Source organism: Alkalihalophilus marmarensis DSM 21297, from assembly GCF_000474275.2.
Classification (GTDB): domain Bacteria; phylum Bacillota; class Bacilli; order Bacillales; family Bacillaceae_D; genus Alkalihalophilus; species Alkalihalophilus marmarensis.
On record NZ_ATAE01000078.1, the window covers coordinates 1 to 19,837 of the forward strand.

Consider the following 19,837-nt stretch of genomic DNA (forward strand, 5'->3'; position numbering starts at 1 on the left):
GCGCCCTTAGCTCAGCTGGATAGAGTGTTTGACTACGAATCAAAAGGTCGGGAGTTCGAATCTCTCAGGGCGCACCATTATTTTTTTTTATCTTTTTTTATTTGCCGGTGTGGCGGAATTGGCAGACGCGCACGACTCAAAATCGTGTTCCTTCTGGAGTGTCGGTTCGACCCCGACCACCGGTACTTAAAAGCTACTATACAAAGACTTCAACGTTATGTTGGGGTCTTTTTTGTTGTTCTCGTAACACGATCAAAATAACTAAAAATCGTGTGCGTAGGAGCCTATTAGTGAAGAGACGAAAATAATTACCTGCTAATATTTTGCTACATAATAAACCTAAACTGTACAACATAGTCTTCATTTTAGGGTGACTTTGTGAAAGAATTTAAGAGTTTAAGAACAAGATGAACACTTCCGACACGAACACGCTCTTTACGCCTTATCTTGTCGGAAGAGACCCAAACTACAAATTTGTTACATAGCTGCAAAGATTGAATACATACTTTCTAAAAAAGCATTGATCTAAAGAGGGATTAATGCTTTTTTTGTTTAAGTATGTTATTATGATATTTTAATATTCTTTATATTTCGATAAAATTATACGGAGCTTCAAGATTTTTAAGTTGAGGGTTGGGTTGTTTTTTTCTAATTAAAGTAAACTTATAGTTTACTTGGAAGTGGAAGTTTGCAATAGACAAAATTTATGTGCAGTTGTTTACTAAGATTGGTCAGCGAGATGTTATAACTTGTTTTTAGATAGATTAATCTAGTTATACTTTTTATTTTAAAATTATAAAGATGAAGGAGAATGTGTTCACATGAGTAAAAACATTTCAAAAAGCCGTAGTTCAGTTTTTAACGATATAAATCGTGCCCCAAATCGTGCAATGATCAGGGCAACGGGGATTAATGACGAAGACTTTAATAAACCCTTTGTAGGAATTGCTAGTACATGGAGTGAAGTTACACCGTGTAACATGCATATTGATAAGTTGGCTCTAAAGACAAAGGAAGGAACTTTAGAGAATGGGGGAACTCCTTTTATTTTCAATACGATTACAGTATCAGATGGTATCTCAATGGGAACTGAAGGGATGCGTTATTCATTACCGAGTCGGGAGGTTATAGCCGATTCCATTGAAACAGTAATCGGTGCTCAAAGTTATGACGGGGTTGTAGCAATTGGTGGATGCGATAAAAATATGCCAGGATGTATGATTGCGATAGGGCGTTTAAATTTGCCGTCTGTATTTGTATATGGGGGGACGATTCGACCAGGAAAAGTAGATGGGAAAGACATAGATATTGTTTCTGCCTTTGAGGGAGTCGGAAAATACAATAATGGAGATATAGACCGTGATGAACTACATAAAATTGAATGTCAAGCCTGTCCGGGAGCTGGGTCATGTGGCGGGATGTACACAGCAAATACAATGGCCTCGGCGATCGAAGCAATGGGAATGAGTCTGCCAGGAAGTTCTTCCAATCCAGCCGAAACGCCAGATAAATTAAAAGATTGTGAAGAAGCAGGAATGGCAGTGATGAATTTACTGGATAAAGGGATTACTCCAAAGGATATTATGACTAAACAAGCATTTGAAAATGCCATCACCGTTGTAATGGCTCTTGGTGGATCTACTAATGCAGTACTCCATTTACTCGCTATGGCTCATTCCGTTGATGTTGACCTTGACTTAGATGATTTTGAGCGAATCGGAGAGCGTGTGCCGCATATTGCAGATCTTAAACCAAGTGGGCGATATGTTATGGAACACTTATCAGAAATTGGAGGCGTACCGGGAGTAATGAAATTACTTCTTGAAAAGGGGCTTCTTCACGGTGAATGTATGACCGTTACTGGGAAAACACTCGAACAAAATCTTGCTGAAGTGGAACCATTAAGAGAAGGTCAAGAAATTATCTCTTTTGAAAATCCTAAGCGTAAAACAGGGCCTTTAGTTATCTTGAAAGGAAACTTGGCACCTGAGGGAGCTTTAGCAAAAATGTCAGGATTAAAAATAAAAGAAATAACCGGACCTGCTCGTGTGTTTGATACAGAAATAGATGCTACTAAAGCTGTGTTAAACAATGAGATTAATTCAGGAGATGTTATAGTGATCCGCTATGTAGGTCCTAAGGGCGGCCCAGGGATGGCTGAAATGCTGTCTATTACTGCCATCGTAGTTGGAAAAGGTTTAGGCGAAAAGGTCGGTTTAATAACAGATGGGAGATTTTCAGGAGGTACACATGGACTAGTCGTTGGTCATATCGCTCCTGAAGCCCAGGTAGGTGGACCAATAGCATTAATTAAAGAAGGAGATATGATCACGATCGATAGTGAGACTCAGGAACTCCAAGTCGATATTTCACCAGAAGAATTTGAGGTGAGAGCAAAGGAATGGACTGCTCCACAACAACATTTAAAAGGGTATCTTTCTAAATACGCACGTTTAGTTTCCTCTGCATCTAAAGGGGCAATAACTGATTAATAATTTACTTGAGGAAGAACAATAAAGAGAAAGGCCCTCGTGCCCACGTTGTTATTTTGATTTGCAAGGAGGACCTATACCTATAAACCAACAAGGTTCTTATAATGCTTCACACTTCATTCGGACACAATCATTAAAAGACGATTATGCTTAGCGTAATCGTCTTTCTTCTTGCATAAAGAATACCTGCCCTAGCAAGATAAGAAATTATCCTTTCCTAAAAAAGTGAAAGGATATCTCTCCCTCACGTCTAATACACTTCATAACTAGTTTTTACAAAGAGGAGAGAGTAACATGAACCAATCATTCATTGATCAAGTCCATTACATTCGCATTCCAGTGAGGGATTTAGCGACTGCATCTGTGTGGTATAGAGATGTGTTAGGGTTTCAACTTTTGAGCATTACCGACGATCCTTTTGCGCTCATGAAAGTGAATGAGGGACCTTTGTTGATTATCTTAGTGCCAACTACAGAGGAGACGTATGCTCATTTTTCAGTGAACGGGGAATCTGCGTTTTGTGTTGGTTTCACAAGTCCTAAGCTACAGAAATTTCATCAGCATTTATCTGAGCAGGGAGTAAAAGTAGAGGATATAAAAGAAGACAACGGTCATGCTTACTTTTATTTTTATGATCCCGATGGAAATCAGCTTCAGGTGCATTGGTAATGCTTATACCTACTCTAAGACTCTGACGATGGTCAGGGTCTTTTTTTATCGGCAATGGAGGATTGTAATCTGCACAAAAGGGAATAAGACAAACAGGTAGAAAGTGAGGGATCTCAGTTGACTAGGCATCAAATCGCATATAAAGAACCGAAAAAAATATTAACTCCTGCCAGTGGATTTTTATATGGATACACCCATTCTCTTAATCCTTATACCGGCTGCTTATTTGGATGTTCTTACTGTTACGTGAGACAGAGTCCGGTTGGCTTATTTAGAGGAGAAGAGTGGGGTGAGTGGGTTGATATTAAAAAGGGCATTCATGAAAAGTATATTCGTGAAATGAGCATCCTGCGAAAACGGGGGAAGGAAGTAACGATCTTTATGGCATCTGCGACAGATCCATATCAATCAGTTGAGTATAAAGAAAACATAACAAGGGCCCTGCTTGAAGCAATGGTAGAGATGCCTCCAGACTTTCTTTTTGTACAGACACGGAGCCCGCTTGTCACGCGAGACATTGACTTGTTTTTAAAGCTTAAAGACAGCCTGCGCCTCAGTGTGACAGTTGAGACAGATCTCGATGAGGTACGAAAAAACTTCTCACCACAAGCCCCTCCAATTCAAGCGAGGCTGAAGGCAATCAGAGAGCTTCAAAAAAATGACCTGCCAATACAAGCAGCGGTGGCGCCTGTACTCCCTTTTTCTAAACAATTCCCAGAAACGCTGGCTGCTCTCGTTAACCGAATTGTCATTGATGATTTTTATACGGGGGATGGAAGTAATGGGAAGAGAACGGAGCGTCTTAAAATAAAAGAACGATTTACGGAGGAAGAATTAGAAAAATGGTACGGAGAACATGTACACAAGTATGCGTATGAACAAATGAAAACGGCGTTCTCTTCTGATCAAATCTTAATCAGCAAGGAAGGATTTATGCCTTATTAATTCAAGTAATATTAACGTTCTTTAGCAACATGCAAAGAACGTTTCTTTCAATTTGACCTAATACCCTTGTAGGTATATAATGTGGATATAAACAAATTACCGAAAAGAGGTGAGGAATAGAATGTCAGAACAAGAAAAACATGCATGTAAAAGTGATCAGTGAGGCATAACAAAGAAGAGAACAGATGGGGCAAAAAAGGCATCTAAGCCGCCTATATGACCAGCTGTTTACTTATGGTTCCTGGTAGGAGCTATCTTTATTGTATATAACGTCGGCCTGTACTTTATGGGTTTTTTTAAATAAATAGCTAGAAGGGTAAGATCGGAGGCTTATATGGATGGACAGAAGAATGAGAGCAAGAATGATGCTAGTAAAAATGAGACGGTCGAATCTAAATATATTCAACAGCATCTAGCAAACGAGCGAACGTATCTAGCGTGGATTAGAACGGCTATTGCTATTATTGGGCTAGGGTTTTTAGCTACGACTCTTCACTTTAATACGCCTTTGCATCAATTTATGGATAATGCATTAGCGATGTTTATAAGCGGTTTTTCACTCATGCTGGGTCTATTGACAATCGCACTCGCTACTCATGTGTATTTTCGTAACAGGAAAATGATCAACACACAAGAGTTTCATTCTTCTTTTAAGTTTATCGTGTATATGACTGCCGTAATTTTTATGATTTTAGTATTATTTATGGTGTATTATTTCTATCTAATGGCTGGAACGTAAGAAAGACAGTATACTTAGTGGTGCATAAGGGTGAGGTGATCTACATGACAAGTGTGGTTGTCATTATGGCAATGGGCATTGCGTACTTTTTGTATAAAAGATATATACCTGTTATCGGTTTAAAATGTACTGATATCCAGAATATAAAAGATAATAATGAGGTTGTTATCCTCGATGTACGTGATTTTCCCGTTGCAAATAAAACAAGTATAGACGGTACAATGAATATTCCGTTAGCCTATCTTAAAAGATATTATCACGACCTAGATAAGAAGATAATCTATCTCGTTTGTGCAGAAAGACAAGAGGCTAATTTAAGCGCACGTTTTCTAAAGAGTAAAGGGTATCGTGTAGGAGGCTTTATGATTAAGAATGAGGCGACTCCTCACCCTTGTCGGGGTAAAGAGGCATACGGATTGTAAAATATACAGAGCAGAGGTGGGGTCTATGGTGAAAAGTCCTTGAATGCCTTTGGCGAGAGCGGTTGGAGACCGCTCACTAAGAGAACATTATTTGATCTCAAAAGCTGACTTTTCTTTAGAAGGAGAGAAGGCAGTTGTATTAACCTTTGATGATGGGCCTAGTAAATACATAGGTTCATTTCTTGATGTATTAAATGAGGAACAGGTTCATGCCATGTTCTTTTGGCAGTCTCGGTTACTTCATCATAAGCGGCCGTGGAAAAGAACGATAGCTGAAGGGCATATGATAGGGACGCATACTCATAGACATCCAAATCTTGCTCGATTGAATGCAGATAAGCAGAGAAAAGAGATCGAAACGAGCAGAAGAGAAGTGGAAAGGATCATAGGCCAGCCCATTCAGCATTTTAGACCGCCTTTCGGTCAATATAATGTGGATACACTGAATATTGCAGCTGCTATGCAGCTCGATGTAGTCCTTTGGGATGTTCCTTCTTATGACTGGGAGTTAAAAAAAGATCCGGATAAAATCATCTCAAATGTAGTAGAGAACGTAGAAAATGGATCCATTATCCTGCTGCATGAATTAGAGCAGACATTATACGTACTGCCACAATTAATAAAAGAATTAAAAAGAGGCGGCTTCAGTTTTAGGACATTATAGGGGGAGTTAGAATGGAATTAATTATTCAAGGATTATTTATTGCTTTTATCGTATGGTTTGTTGTGAAGAGAATTTTACCTGCTAATGGCGTAAAACAAATCACAACTGAAGAACTAAGAAAAGAATTAACACGAAAAGATGTACAGCTTGTTGATGTAAGAACGCAAGGGGAATTCAGCGGACATAAAATTAAACAAGCCAAAAACATTCCATTGCATGAGCTAAAAGGTCGTCATAACGAGCTTTCAAAGGATAAAGAAGTGATTGTGATCTGTCAAAGCGGGATGAGAAGCAATAAGGCCTGCGGTACATTAAAGAAATTAGGATATTCGAATATAACAAATGTCAAAGGCGGAATGTCCGCTTGGAGAGGCTGATCTCCATTAAAAACAAGAAGACTAGAGCAGATTCATTGCTCTAGTCTTCTTTTATTGGAAACGTCATAGTGACGGTTGTACCCGTTCCAACTTTACTATCATATTTAATTGTTCCGTTATGAGCTTCCACGATTTTGAAGCTGACTGTCAGCCCTAATCCAGTTCCCTTTTCTTTTTCGGAATAGAATGGTTCTCCTAATTTTTTGATTCTCTCTTCACTAATGCCTTGGCCGTTATCTGTAATACTCACAATAATGGAGTCATCTTGTTTCTTGATATGAATGCATATGTTCTTGGACTCTGCTTCGATCGCGTTTTTAAGCAGATTAATGAATAGCTGCTTTAACTGATTAGGCTCACAATCAAGGAGTGTTGGATCAGCCTCGGTTTGAAAATCAACAGACACCCCGTGTAAGTTCATTTCTGACTCAAGCAGGGTTAAGACATCTTTTATGGAATCATTTATATTTTTTTTAGAGAACGTAATCTCTTGCGGTCTTGACAATACGAGCAGCTCACTGACAATCGAATTGATCCGGTCAAGTTCATCTAGCATAATCGTATGAATAAAGTTCTCCTTTTTGCTCTCAGACTGAAACATTTGCACGAACCCTTTTAAAGAAGTGAGCGGATTTCTGATTTCATGGGCAATCCCCGCAGCAAGTTCTCCAATCACAGCAAGTTTTTCTGTAGTCTTAAGCTTTTCTTCCGTCTCAAGTATTTGGGTAATGTCAGTGGCATAACCGATAATTCCTGTTGTTTCATTATCAATAATAATCGGAACAAATGCGAAGTGAGCGATAACCTTTTTCCCTTCTTTATGGCAGATCGCTACTTCACGATTAGTTTTAGCTCGCTTTTCTTTAATGACCGAATTAAATGCTTCATAGATCCGTGTCTTGTCTTTTTCGCAAATGTAGTTAAAGATCGGAGTACCCATTGCTTCATCATCGTTGTAGGCAGTCAGAGGTTCAAACTTAGGATTTAAGTCTGTAATCGTTCCGTTTAAATCCACCATGAAGACGAGCTCAGGATTATACTTAAAAAGAGATTTATATTTAAGTTCGTTCTCTTTCATTTGCTTCTCTGCTAGTTTCCGCTCTGTAATATCTCGCCCGATCACAACTAACCCTTTACGTTCTTTATTTGGTTTGAAGAGAGGAACTTTAATCGTATCAAATGTTTTCTCATCGCCATTTGGCAGCGGGATGACTTCTTCGCAGCGTGTTACTTTAGCCGCTTGCCATGTTTCCTCATCCGACGTCATGCAGTAATTCAGGGCATCATGGTAAAAATCTGTATACTTTGCAAGTTCAGCATCTGTTTTTCCACGGTAATCAACATTCTCTAGTTGAAAAAGCTTTAGACCGAATTCGTTCGATTCAATCCAGCGTCCTTCCCCGTCTTTAAAGTTAACAAAATCAACCATAGAATTAATCAGGGTTGTCAGTTTTTCTTTCTCATTTTTAAGGAGTTCAACTTCTTCTCGTTTTCCTAGAATATAGTAAATGAAAAATCCAGTTAACATCACAAAGATAATTCCTTTGATTTTCTGAATGCTAAGATAGGTCCCAAGGTCTAACATTAAGACTAGGTAGTCAGTGAAGACAATCCAAACCAAACCTAAGACCAAATAGATAAGAAGCATTTTCTTCTTGTAACTCATCTCAAAGCCGCCTTCTCTCTTATTCCTTGATCAACGTTTCGTCTCAGCTGAATCAAGTAGTATCTAACTATTTATTATAACCATATTCGCATCAAAAAAATGTACTAATTCACTAGAAACATTTCCTAATACGGAGAAAAAATTCGACAAATCCCTATAAGAAGAGGATGAACCTTTAGGTCTATCAAAAACGAATCTTTTGATCTGCTAACTATGAACTATATAATGTAACAGTTTGGTTAAAATGAGGTTTTTTATGTAATTATAAGTTAATTTAGGCTATACCAAATTTACAAAAAATAATGCTAGACTTAGAACGAATGGAAAATGTTGTCGAAATGAGTCAATGGAAAATGCTCGGCAATGGCCATTTAAACTACATATTATGGAGGGTATGAGATGTTTAAAAATGATTCAATTAGATGGAAGAAGATTCTCTCTATTATTCTTTGTCTAGTATTATTAGCAATCCCTTTTGCTTCGAATCAAGCACACGCAGAGGAATTAAATGAAGAAATAGTAGATTTACGTGTGTTATACACCAATGATATTCATGCGAGTATCGATGGTTTTGGAGCTGCAGCAGCGTATATTAATGAGCAACGCGACGCGGCTGATTATTCTCTATATTTAGATGCAGGAGATATTTTTAGCGGCAATCCTGTAGTCGATCTAAACTACGGAAAACCGATCATTGATATTCTTAACCTTGTTGGTGTAGATGCAATGACAATCGGAAACCATGAGTTTGATTACGGTCAAGAGATCTTTGCTGAGAGAATGGAAGAATCAAACTTCCCATGGATGGCTGCTAATATGGAAGTATTTGATGAATCCATTGCGATTGAACAGCCAAAGCCATATGAAATCTTTGATGTGAACGGAGTAAATGTAGCAGTATTTTCTCTTACTCAAGCCCCTCCATCAACTGCCCCTGCTGGAGTAGTTGGTATTGATTTTGAAGCTGATTATACTGCGGTTGCAAAGCAGTATCAAGAAGAACTTGAGGATCAATCCGACATTATTATCGCGTTGACTCATATTGGACATAACGATGACCGCCGTTTAGCAGAGGAAGTAGACTATTTTGACGTGATTATTGGCGGACACAGCCACACATTGTTAAATGCACCGGCAGTCGTAAACGGAACCCCAATTGTACAGACAAATGGCAACTTGAACTTCGTCGGTAACTTAAATCTGCAGCTTAATACTGCAACAAATGAAGTGACAGTAACAGAGGGCTTTGTTCAAAACGTTAGCCAGCTAACGAATGTAGATGAAGATGTACAAGCAATCATTGATGTATACAACGAAGAAATGAATGAACTTCTTGGTGAAGTCATTGGTTATTCAGATACAGGGTTAAGCCGTGATGGACGTTATGAGTATGATGCGCCGCTTGGAAACTTCTGGACGGATGCAATGAGTGCATATGCAGATACGGACTTTGCAATTACAAATAATGGCGGAATTCGTGATAGTATCGCACCTGGTGAAGTAACGGTAGGCGATATTTATGCGATCGAGCCATTTGCGAATGAAATTATGGTTTATGAAATGACAGGTCAGGCGATTAAAGATGTTCTCGCATTCTCTTATTCTCGCGGGGACCGTAATCAAATTGACTTGCAAGCATCAGGCTTTGAATATGAAATTGTAGCAGGACCTGTTGGAAATCTATTAGATGTAAACTTAACAAGAAATGGACAGCCCCTTAATTTAGAGGAACGTTACACGATTGCTGTGCCTGATTATATCGGGACAGGCGGATCTGGTTATGAGTTTGAAGGAACGATTGTTAATCCGTTAGTAGGTCAAATGACTACAGCGATGATCGACTATGCAAAAGAGCTTACAGCGAATGAAGAAGCAATTAACTACAGTCGCGAAGGAAGAATTAAAATTTCTGTTGATCCAAGCGGTCCAATGCCAGGTGAAGTGATTGGTACAACGGACAATGGACTGTTTTCTAGCAATAAAAACATTGCTGATGTAGGTATGGGCAATCTTTATACAGATGCAATCCGTGATACGGCTGATGCAGATATTGCTTTACTAAACGGTTCTTCTGTATCAGGAGAAATTCCTGCAGGGTACATTACAGATAAACAGATTGAAGCACTTGATCGTTTTGGAAATGAAATCGTTGTTGTAGAGACTACAGGAACTAAATTGAAAGAAGTGATTTTATCACAATCTAGCTACCACCGTGGAGTAGACCTGCAAGCTTCTGGAATCAAGTATCAATTGATCCCTAGTGAGAGTGGTACAGGGATGCAGGATGTTCTGTTATTTGATGAAGATGGTACAGAGCTAGATCTTGATGCAAACTATACAGTTGCTTACAACGATTACATGCATGGACAAGGATTCTATCGTCTAAGTGACTCTGTTTTATCTCAATCAGAAGGTACCGTTTGGGAAGCGACAGTTGAGTATATTCAAAATCATGATGGTGCGATTGACTATATTGAGGGAGAACGAATTTCAATTGAAGGGGTAGACCTTCCTGATGGAGATCGTTTCCTAACAGTAGCCGAAGCAATTGCACAGAATTCAGGTATTGCGAATGTTCGTGGATATATTGTTGGTTCGATTAACTCAAATCAAGTGATCTTAGGAGAAGGGACACATGCTGCTTCTAACCTGTTGCTAGCAGATGACCCAAATGAAACAGATCGTGAGAAGATGCTGCCCGTTCAATTAGTAAATGGAACAACGGTACGCACTGGGTTAAACGTAGTATCTCATCCTGATAATCTTGGAAAATATGTATCCATCACCGGCTCTCTTGAAGCTTATTTCCAAACACCAGGCATGAGAAATCCTTCTGCTTTCACATTTGAAGAAGCCCCAGGTGATGATAACGAGCAAGAGCCACAAGGTCCTTTGACTGTTGCAGATGCACTGTTGCAATCTGAAGGTGAAGTAGAAGTAAGCGGCTATGTAATCGGTAATGCCCGTTCGAAAAATCATGTAGCTCTAGCACCAGCTTATTACGATGATTTAAGTGTACTTATTGCCGATGATCCAAATGAAACAGACCAAAGCAAAATGATGATCGTTCAGCTTAAGCCTGAAGACCGTGCAAGTTATGGATTAGTAACAAATCCTGAGCTGCACGGAGAAAAAGTAACCGTCTTAGGTGAACGCGATCATTTTAAAGGATTTGAAGCAGTAAAACACCCTGAATTTAACTAAGCAAGATAGAAGAGACAGCAGATGGATGCTGTCTCTTTATTTTGTTTCATGTATCTGACGTTAAGTGTTCCTCTTCTGCATATATATCAATCAACATTAAAAAGGAGGATACGTGGATGAATATGTCGATACTGCCTGTTGAGATTCGTACTCGTCATTTAATTCAGCCTAGGCTCGATGTTTACTACCCACAGCTTGCTGGCTTAGTTGATCACACCATAGAAAAGAAATTAAATGAGCGGATCTATCAGCAAGTGCAAACGATGATTACGAAGCAAGGATTCTATGACTATCCAGAAACTGAGATTACGGGTGGCTATGAGGTGAAAACGAACGAAAGGAATATAGTCAGTCTTACAAATCTACATTATTCCTATTCTGGCGGGGCTCATGGCCTATCTACGCTGCGCTCCCTGACAATGGATGTACAAACAGGAAAAGTGTATAAGCTGAAGGAATTGTTTAAAGAGGACGCTCCTTACATCAAGAGGTTGAACAAGATCATTGAAGCACAAATAAAAGACCGAGACCTTCCGTTGTTATCTCCATTTAAAGGAATTGCTCCAAATCAATATTTTTATCAAGCTGACCGGGCCCTCATTATTTATTTTCAATTATATGATCTCGTTCCTTATGCATTTGGATTCCCTTTCTTTGTCATCTCCGTGTATGAAATAGAAGATATAATCGATCAAGAGGGGCCATTAGGGAGGATGCTGTATTAGCATTCTTCTTTCTTTTTTACAGCGAATTCTCAGCCAGCCTCTCGTTTAGCTCTCCTAGATAAAGGAACCTATACAATAAATGTCGAATACATATCAGGTGACTAGAATGAAGGAGATGAGTAAATGAAAATGCTGATTGGCGGCTCTTTTGTAGGAGAAGGGCTCAGTACGATTGATGTGTTCAATCCGGCAACTGGAGAGAAGGTTGGGACGGCCCCGGATGGCGGAGAAAACGAAGCGAAGGCTGCGGTTGATGAAGCTTATACAGCATTTAAAACGTGGTCTAAAAAGACAGCGAATGAACGAAGCAAAGCTTTAATGAGCTGGTTTAGAAAAATTGAAGAAGCAACTGAAGAGCTTGCTGAATTAATGACTAAAGAGCAAGGGAAGCCGATAAAAGAAGCCAAAGGTGAGATCGGCTATGCCAATTCATTTATTGAATGGTACGCAGAAGAAGGTAAACGGATCTACGGTGAGACGATTCCTGCGTCAGCTGCGAACAAACGGATCTTCGTCCAAAGACAAGCCGTTGGAGTCGTTGCAGCGATTACTCCGTGGAACTTCCCGGCAGCGATGATAACAAGAAAGGTAGCGCCGGCTCTTGCTGCAGGATGTACCGTTGTAGTTAAGCCTGCTGAGCAAACACCGCTGACAGCCTTACGCTTAGGAGAGCTAGCAATTGAAGCTGGTATTCCAAGCGGAGTGATCAATATTGTTACAGGAGATGCTAAAACAATTGCAGAGGTGTGGCAGGAAGATTCTCGTGTGAGAAAGCTGACGTTCACCGGCTCAACGGAAGTGGGGAAAGTCTTAATGGAAGGCGCTTCTAAAACAATGAAGAAAATCTCCTTAGAACTTGGCGGACAAGCACCGTTTATCGTAATGGATGATGCAGATCTTGATACAGCCGTTTCTCACTTTATTGCTTCTAAATATCGTAATGCGGGGCAGACATGTGTATGTGCTAACCGAATTTATGTGCATGAAGATGTAGTCGATGCTTTTTCTGAAAAAGCAAAAGCAGCCGTCTCTGAGCTGAAAGTAGGCAACGGGCTTGAAGAAGGCGTTGACCTTGGGCCATTAATTGATGAAGATGCGGTTAAAAAGGTTCAAGAACATATTGAAGATGCAAAAGATAAAGGGGCAGAGATCGTATACGGTGGAGAAGAAGCGGATGGTCAATTTATCGGCCCGACTGTACTACGCGGGGTCACCGAAGAGATGAAGTGTATGCGGGAAGAGACGTTTGGCCCACTCGCTCCTATCTCGATGTTTAAAACAGAGGAAGAAGTCATCGAACGAGCCAATGGAACCCCATTTGGTCTTGCTGCCTATCTATTCACTCGTGATATAGGAAAGGCTGTTCGCTTAAGTGAAGAGCTGGAATTTGGCATTGTAGGGATCAATGATGGATTGCCTTCTGTACCGCAGGCGCCGTTCGGCGGATTTAAAGAGAGCGGATTAGGACGTGAAGGCGGACACCACGGCATGGATGAATTTCTTGAAGTAAAGTATATTTCACTTGCTTTTGAATAAGTAATAATAATAGTGGTAAAAGAGCTGTCCTAGTGTGGGCAGCTCTTTGCTTGGTTAAGAGAGGCAGGATGGGCGCAATTATGGGGGAAAGAAATATAATTCATCTTAACAGTGACGCATATCGGCTGTGAACTGACGCAATGAGAGCAGATAAGCGCAATAAGGCTCTTAACAGACGCAATTAAAAAGAACAGGAATACAATTCACAATGTCACTGACGCATAATCAACTTGAAATCATACAATTCCAGAATACCGGCTGATAAGGCACCTACAGAAATAAAAAACGAGTCTGAGGGGGTTGCCTCAAACTCGTTTTGCTTCATTATTTTAAGAATGAACGGAGCATCCAGTTGTGTTTCTCAAGAGATTGATGGATAGAGAGAAGCATATCAGCTGTCGTTTCATCTCCAAGAGAATCTGCAGCCTCCATACCTTCTTTAAGTTCATCAATCAGTTTTGTGAAATCATCTGATAACTCACTTACCATTTCTTCTGCGGATTGGCCTGGTTTCGCCTCTTCAATTGAAGAAGTTTCAAGATATTCTTTCATTGTAGCGACTGGATGGCCTTTAAGTGCTAAAAGTCTCTCAGCAAGCTCATCAATATACGTTTGTGCTTCATTGTAAAGCTCTTCAAACTTTGTGTGAAGCGTGAAAAATTGTGGCCCTTTAACATACCAGTGATAGTTATGTAGTTTTACAAAAAGAACACTCCAGTTAGCGATTTGCTTGTTTAGAATAACGGAAACTTTATCTTGACTCATAATAACATCGTCCTCTCTTTGTTAGTAATATTCTCTTTATACATTCCCATAATACCCTTAAATTAAACGTGTTAACAAAAAGAACTTCCAATGTTTAGGGATTTCATAAATTGATCACAGATGCTTGCAGGAGTTCTCCTCCGTGTATTTGGGTGAACATGGATGCCGCTGCAGATACAAGTTTTTCAGCTTCCTCAACTTCCATGGAAGGCTTTAAATAAATAAGCTGGATCGCATCAGTTGTCGATGTTGATACGCTTGTACGTCTGGAGTCGACGATAGGGCTGCCGAAGGGACCGTGTTCATCTGAGGTAATAATTTTTCCAGACATATCATTAAAGCGGCCATTCACCCCGTCATAGCCTTCACCCGCCTCACCTAAGCGAATAGAGATATCTCCTTTTAAAGCAGAAGCATCGTAAATTCCAAAAGGGATCATGTACTGTAGAGAGAAAAACGTGTTCAGGTCTACCGCAGATTGAACGGTAGGTAGAAAGTTTCCTTTTTTAATTCTTCGCATCAAAGCTTCATGTGAGGGACGGTATTTAGACGGATCTATTTTACAAATTTTAAATACGTCTCTCCATTCAGCCACACCGCTAAAGGCTGTTAAAGGTTTTTCTTCAAGGTCCACCTGCAGAGTTTCTTGAAAAAATTGCAAACGGCCTTTTAACATTTGTGGTGAGTCGCTAATCACGATAGAATGGTATGATATAAAGCCAAGCTTAAATTGAGGGATAAGGGATGAGATGCTTTTATCTATTTGTATGGCTGACATAAGACTGCCTCCTCCATTCGTTGTGTACGTATTGTAGCATAAAGGTGGATTTGGTAGAAGAAAGGTGATGGGGCATGATACTCGCCCAATTAAAAGAAGAGCTTATTGCATATAGTAAGACTATCGGAGTTGACAAAATCGGCTTCACTACAGCTGATCCTTTTATCACGTTGAAAGACCGCTTGGTAACCCAGCAAAAGCTAGGCTATCAATCAGGTTTTGAAGAGCCTGATATTGATAAAAGAGTGCATCCAGAGCAGAATTTGGAAGAGGCTAGGAGCATCATTTCGATTGCATTAGCTTATCCTTCTAAAATGAAAGATGCACCCAAAAATACCAAGGACGCACGCCGCGGGATTTTTTGCCGGGCGTCATGGGGGCAGGATTACCATGATGTGCTTCGTGACCGGTTAAGCAAAATTGAAAAGTTCTTAGATGAGAAGGTGCCTCAAGCAAAAAAGGTATCAATGGTTGATACAGGAGCTCTCTCAGACCGTGAAGTAGCAAAAAGAGCGGGAATTGGTTGGACAGGAAAAAATTGCGCGATTATTACTCCCGAGTTTGGCAGTTATGTGTACTTAGGAGAAATAATCACGACGATTCCATTTGAGCCAGATACACCGATCACTGATCAATGCGGCACATGCAATAAATGCGTGGAGGCGTGTCCGACTGATGCACTGGTACAAGGAGGACAGTTAAACTCTCAAGCTTGTATAGCCTATTTAACACAAACAAAAGGATTTCTTCCTGAACCATATAGAGAAAAACTTGGCAATAGATTGTACGGGTGTGACACATGTCAGCAGGTGTGTCCTGAAAATAAAGGAAAAGATTTTCATCATCATCCTGAAATGGAGCCAGACCCAGAGATTGCTAAGCCTCTCCTAAAGCCTTTATTAACGATTTCAAACCGTGAGTTTAAAGAAACGTTTGGTCATGTGTCAGGGTCATGGAGGGGGAAAAAGCCGATACAGAGAAATGCGATTATTGCTTTAGCTCATTTTAAGGATGAATCAGCACTGCCTCTTTTGGCCGAATTGATGAAATCTGACCCAAGACCCGTTATTCGTGGAACGGCTGCATGGGCAATCGGCAAAATAAGTCGAATGAAGGAGAATCGCAGGAATGAAGAGGAAACCAGGCTTATATTAGCGAAAGAACGTGAAAAAGACGATGAGGTACTCCGAGAGATTGATAGAGCGCTTGAAATGCTCGAAAATGCACGATAAGTAATTGGTAAACTTACCTAACAGTAAGGTAAGATGGTGGAAAATGGACAATCGGAAGGAAGGGCTAACATGGCACTAGAAACAACGCTTTATGTTAATGAAATGGATAGTCCACTTGGTACGCTAACAATCGTTGCAACCCAACGAGGCGTTTGTCATATACATTTTGGTGATTTAGAAACATGTACGGCAGCTCTTCGGGCAAAATTAAGAAAGCAAGGCTTAACAGGTGAATTTATCCGATGCGGTGAACAATCTGCAAACGATACATTGTATTCTGTATGTGAGCAGCTGCGTGATTATTTTAATGGTGAAAGAATGCATTTTGATATTCCGCTTGATTTATCTGGCACACCGTTTCAACGAAAAGTGTGGGAAGCCTTACGCGAAATTCAATATGGTGAAACCAGATCTTATAAACAAATTGCTGAATCCATTGGAGCACCTAAAGCTGTGCGTGCAATCGGCGGGGCTAATAATCAAAATCCCCTCCCAATTATTGTTCCATGCCACCGTGTGATTGGCAGTAATGGAGCAATGGTAGGGTATGGCGGAGGATTAGACAAAAAAGAGATCTTACTTAATCTCGAAGGTGCGATTGAAAGAATTTCATAAAAAATCTCATAAATAATTTCTCCATGTATTCATGTATAGCCTCTTTCATTTGAAAGGGGCTTATTTTTATATGAGAGGCATGATGGACAATTCCTCGCTCATAAATTAAATAAAGCATATTCGGTTATAAAAGGCAGGTGCGGTGGATGGAAAAACGAATTGTTGAGCCTATTCATGCATTAATTCAAAAGAGAAATACCCGATGGGTACAGACTGCCGAGCGTGATTCACCTGGTTCTCTTGAATACACAGAGGCAATTGAAAACCAATCAGAGTTGAATTGCTTTATGCGAGCTAAAGAGTCGTTAGGACGGAGGGGAGGAGAATGTATCCGTTCTAAAGCATCAGGCACAATCCTTCGTAAACAGCAGATTGGGAGAAAGGAATTTGTGGATTATGTTGTTAAATATGAGCAGTTCATCCGCATCAAAAAGAACATTCATTTAACAGAAATCGTGGAGGAAAGAAGAGCTGTATTTGAGGACGGTCTCCTAACAAAAGACAGTGAGAAGAGGCCTCTTATTCAAAGAAGAGAGGACAAAGAGAGTTCTCAACCGTTAACATTTTTAAATGCAGCTGAAACAAGGAGCAGCCGTAATGCCTATAATCGTCTTGAGGCAGTTAAATATGCAGAACGATGGTGGAATGATTATAACCCCGCCTATAAAAAATTTAAGGATAACTGCACGAATTACATTTCTCAATGTCTTCAGGCTGGGGGAGCTCCGATGACAGCTGCCGGTAATCGTTCTAAAGGCTGGTGGATGCAAAAAGGCAATTGGAGCTACAGCTGGTCTGTTGCTCATTCCTTTAGATGGTATTTGAGCGGGGCAAAGACAGGACTGCGCGGTGTAGAAAGAGAGAGGGCACGTGATCTGAATTTAGGTGATGTAATTTGCTATGATTTCAACGGGGATGGAAGGTGGCAGCACTCTACGATTGTGGTCGCAAAAGATGGAAACGGGGAGCCGTTAGTCAATGCACAGACAACGAACAGCCGGATGAGGTATTGGGCTTATGAAGATTCAACGGCCTGGACGCCGAATATAAAATATAAGTTTTTCCACATTAATGTATAATGGTCAAAACCGCTTGATGGTGACAAGCGGTTTCTTCTTTGATCTAACCTTTTGAAGTGGTATACTAGTTGTTATGTGAAATGAGATAAAACATGATCGGAAATGAAACATGATCATTGAAGAACATGAAGAAATAGAGGTGTGCCACTTGGGTTTACATATTGTCCTTTATCAACCTGAAATTCCTGCAAACACTGGAAATATTGCTAGAACATGTGCAGGAACGAATACATCGCTGCATTTAATCAGACCGCTTGGTTTTTCAACAGACGATAAAATGTTAAAACGTGCTGGCTGTGATTATTGGCCAAGCGTTGATATTCATTATTATGACTCGTTAGAAGAGCTGTTTGATACGTACAAAGAGGGCGAATTTTACTTTATTGAAACGGTTGGAACGAAAAATTTCAGTGAGTTTGATTACTCAGATGATAATAAAGATCATTTCTTTGTATTTGGACGTGAAACAACAGGGATTCCACAAGATATTATTGACCGTAATCTTGACCGCTGTTTTAGGATCCCTCAAACAGATAAAGTGCGTTCACTAAATGTGTCTAATACTGCGGCGATTGTGATTTATGAAGCCATCCGCCAGCAAGGATTTAAAGGATTATCATAAATACGAAAAATCGACCTTACATCATGGTAAGGTCGATTTTTGTTAGTTCTTATGTGGATTGTCTTCGTAGCCAGCTGCGAAAATTGCAGCTAAAAATGCTACACAGACACCAAGGATTAGGATTGTACCCATGCTTATTCCTCCTTGTGAGTCAACATAGTTTCTATTATAAAGCAAGTCTCTTGCAAATGAAATAAAAGCTGTCGAAAATCTTTGTCAAGCTCATGACGCTTTGCCAGAATCCTTTGCAACAATGCTTTGCAACAATGCTTTGCAACAATGAGTGAAAACGTTATACTTAAAGGGAGCTTATGACAAAGGAGGAAGATCAATGTATGTTGTAATGAATGAACTTCACGTGCCAAAACAAGCTAAAGAAGAGCTTTCTAATCGTTTTGGCAATGCTGCTGAGAATATGAAGAAGGTACCTGGCTGCCTTGAATTTATGTTTTTAGGAAACGAAGATGAAGATGGCAAGCAAGTCGTTTTCACAAAATGGGAAACAAAAGAGCATTACGAAGAGTGGTTACATAGTGATGCGTTTAAGCGCGCACATAAAGAAAAGCGCGAATCAAAAGAAAAAGGACCAACAACAGGAAATGAATTAAACGCCTATACGGTTATTCATCAATCCTAAGCAGCAGGCCCGTCCTGCTGTTTTTTTAGTGACTATGAACGATGACTAGAAACGATACTTTGAAGCCAAGCTGGTATGATATGAGAATAGGAGACATATAGGAATGTCGAATCGATATATTACGAGTCATTTCCCCTTAATTTCTATTTTGCTATTTAGTTTAACGTTTGCACTTTATACTCAAACCCTCATTTTAACGCAACTTGTTGACCTTGGGGTGTATGAGGGGATGCGCGAGTTTTTCTCTGAAAATGGGATTAAGTTAACGCTGTTATTTTTATTAATGTTGTTCTTTTTTATGGTTTTTTCTGCGTTAAAGCTTATTGCAGATACTACGGTTGAGCTCTCCATGCTGTTTTTCTCAAAAGATATTGAAGGGGTAGAGCTGAATAAAATACGTGCCGGATCCTCTATTTTTATGGCATTGAGCATTATTTCGCTTGCTCTTACACAGGATATCATTTATTTAACTGCGGCTTTTGCAGCTGCTTGTTTTATTTATTTTGTCTACTTCGTTTATAGAGTAAGTGATTCGCTTTCCATTCTAGGATTGGTTGGACTTATCTTTTTTCATATTATCTTTTGGAGTACATTTTTAATTGCTGTGATCTATGCGTTAGTAAAATTATATAACAGCTTTATGGCAAGTCTGCCAATATAGAAGGCCCGT

General features: G+C 39.8%; 19 protein-coding genes and 2 tRNA genes. 18 read left to right on the top strand and 3 right to left on the bottom strand.

The annotated features are described in order from the left end of the window. The 9 genes from A33I_RS19255 (at position 1) to A33I_RS19295 (ending at position 6,308) form a co-directional block, all read left to right on the top strand. Positions 1-77 (top strand) — tRNA-Arg (locus A33I_RS19255). Positions 78-103: 26 nt separating this feature from the next. After that, positions 104-185: transfer RNA gene (locus tag A33I_RS19260), tRNA-Leu, on the top strand. Positions 186-821: 636 nt separating this feature from the next. Further along, positions 822-2,492 carry a dihydroxy-acid dehydratase gene (gene ilvD / locus A33I_RS19265; RefSeq protein ID WP_022629947.1) on the top strand — a complete coding sequence of 557 codons (1,671 nt, stop codon included), beginning with the start codon at positions 822-824 and terminating at the stop codon, positions 2,490-2,492. A 294-nt stretch (positions 2,493-2,786) separates the two neighbouring features. Next, positions 2,787-3,161, top strand: coding sequence for a VOC family protein (locus A33I_RS19270; protein WP_022629948.1), 375 nt, complete (start codon positions 2,787-2,789; stop codon positions 3,159-3,161). 117 nt (positions 3,162-3,278) lie between these two features. Continuing rightward, a complete protein-coding gene (locus A33I_RS19275; RefSeq protein WP_031311901.1) occupies positions 3,279-4,106 on the top strand; it encodes an SPL family radical SAM protein in 828 nt (275 codons plus the stop codon). 334 nt (positions 4,107-4,440) lie between these two features. Next, positions 4,441-4,845: a YidH family protein gene (locus tag A33I_RS19280; protein ID WP_022629950.1), complete on the top strand. Its 405-nt coding sequence runs from the start codon at positions 4,441-4,443 to the stop codon at positions 4,843-4,845. 44 nt (positions 4,846-4,889) lie between these two features. Beyond that, positions 4,890-5,267 carry a rhodanese-like domain-containing protein gene (locus A33I_RS19285; RefSeq protein WP_022629951.1) on the top strand — a complete coding sequence of 126 codons (378 nt, stop codon included), beginning with the start codon at positions 4,890-4,892 and terminating at the stop codon, positions 5,265-5,267. Between the two features lie 43 nt (positions 5,268-5,310). After that, a complete protein-coding gene (locus tag A33I_RS19290) occupies positions 5,311-5,931 on the top strand; it encodes a polysaccharide deacetylase family protein (protein ID WP_022629952.1) in 621 nt (206 codons plus the stop codon). An 11-nt stretch (positions 5,932-5,942) separates the two neighbouring features. Further along, the gene (locus A33I_RS19295; RefSeq protein ID WP_022629953.1) at positions 5,943-6,308 is read left to right on the top strand and encodes a rhodanese-like domain-containing protein; all 366 of its coding nucleotides are present in this window, start codon (positions 5,943-5,945) and stop codon (positions 6,306-6,308) included. A gap of 40 nt (positions 6,309-6,348) precedes the next feature. On the opposite strand, the gene A33I_RS19300 is transcribed toward A33I_RS19295, so the two are convergent. After that, entirely contained in the window at positions 6,349-7,974 is a 1,626-nt protein-coding gene (locus A33I_RS19300) for a PAS domain-containing sensor histidine kinase (protein ID WP_022629954.1), read from the bottom strand. Positions 7,975-8,373: 399 nt separating this feature from the next. On the opposite strand from A33I_RS19300, the gene A33I_RS19305 reads away from it, so the two are divergent. From A33I_RS19305 to A33I_RS19315, 3 genes are all read left to right on the top strand, one after another. Beyond that, on the top strand, positions 8,374-11,178 hold the full coding sequence (locus A33I_RS19305) for a 5'-nucleotidase C-terminal domain-containing protein (protein ID WP_022629955.1): 2,805 nt from the start codon (positions 8,374-8,376) through the stop codon (positions 11,176-11,178). A 116-nt stretch (positions 11,179-11,294) separates the two neighbouring features. Continuing rightward, positions 11,295-11,903 (top strand): DUF3298 and DUF4163 domain-containing protein, encoded by a 609-nt coding sequence (locus tag A33I_RS19310; protein WP_022629956.1) that lies wholly within the window; start codon positions 11,295-11,297, stop codon positions 11,901-11,903. 123 nt (positions 11,904-12,026) lie between these two features. Further along, positions 12,027-13,439, top strand: a complete 1,413-nt coding sequence (locus A33I_RS19315) for an NAD-dependent succinate-semialdehyde dehydrogenase (protein WP_022629957.1) — start codon at positions 12,027-12,029, stop codon at positions 13,437-13,439. Between the two features lie 324 nt (positions 13,440-13,763). Here A33I_RS19315 and A33I_RS19320 read toward each other — a convergent pair whose 3' ends face one another. Both A33I_RS19320 and A33I_RS19325 read right to left on the bottom strand, forming a co-directional pair. Next, a complete protein-coding gene (locus A33I_RS19320) occupies positions 13,764-14,204 on the bottom strand; it encodes a Dps family protein (protein ID WP_022629958.1) in 441 nt (146 codons plus the stop codon). 103 nt (positions 14,205-14,307) lie between these two features. Continuing rightward, positions 14,308-14,982 (bottom strand): B3/B4 domain-containing protein, encoded by a 675-nt coding sequence (locus A33I_RS19325; RefSeq protein ID WP_022629959.1) that lies wholly within the window; start codon positions 14,980-14,982, stop codon positions 14,308-14,310. A 74-nt stretch (positions 14,983-15,056) separates the two neighbouring features. On the opposite strand from A33I_RS19325, the gene queG reads away from it, so the two are divergent. The 6 genes from queG (at position 15,057) to A33I_RS19355 (ending at position 19,828) form a co-directional block, all read left to right on the top strand. Continuing rightward, positions 15,057-16,214: a tRNA epoxyqueuosine(34) reductase QueG gene (gene queG / locus A33I_RS19330; protein ID WP_022629960.1), complete on the top strand. Its 1,158-nt coding sequence runs from the start codon at positions 15,057-15,059 to the stop codon at positions 16,212-16,214. Between the two features lie 69 nt (positions 16,215-16,283). Beyond that, entirely contained in the window at positions 16,284-16,829 is a 546-nt protein-coding gene (locus A33I_RS19335) for a methylated-DNA--[protein]-cysteine S-methyltransferase (RefSeq protein ID WP_022629961.1), read from the top strand. Between the two features lie 146 nt (positions 16,830-16,975). Beyond that, positions 16,976-17,908, top strand: coding sequence for an amidase domain-containing protein (locus A33I_RS19340; protein WP_022629962.1), 933 nt, complete (start codon positions 16,976-16,978; stop codon positions 17,906-17,908). Positions 17,909-18,056: 148 nt separating this feature from the next. Beyond that, positions 18,057-18,530 (top strand): tRNA (uridine(34)/cytosine(34)/5-carboxymethylaminomethyluridine(34)-2'-O)-methyltransferase TrmL, encoded by a 474-nt coding sequence (trmL, locus tag A33I_RS19345; protein ID WP_012957623.1) that lies wholly within the window; start codon positions 18,057-18,059, stop codon positions 18,528-18,530. Between the two features lie 331 nt (positions 18,531-18,861). After that, on the top strand, positions 18,862-19,167 hold the full coding sequence (locus A33I_RS19350) for an antibiotic biosynthesis monooxygenase family protein (RefSeq protein ID WP_012957625.1): 306 nt from the start codon (positions 18,862-18,864) through the stop codon (positions 19,165-19,167). 103 nt (positions 19,168-19,270) lie between these two features. After that, positions 19,271-19,828, top strand: coding sequence for a YufK family protein (locus tag A33I_RS19355; protein WP_022629965.1), 558 nt, complete (start codon positions 19,271-19,273; stop codon positions 19,826-19,828). The last annotated feature ends 9 nt before the right edge of the window (positions 19,829-19,837 follow it).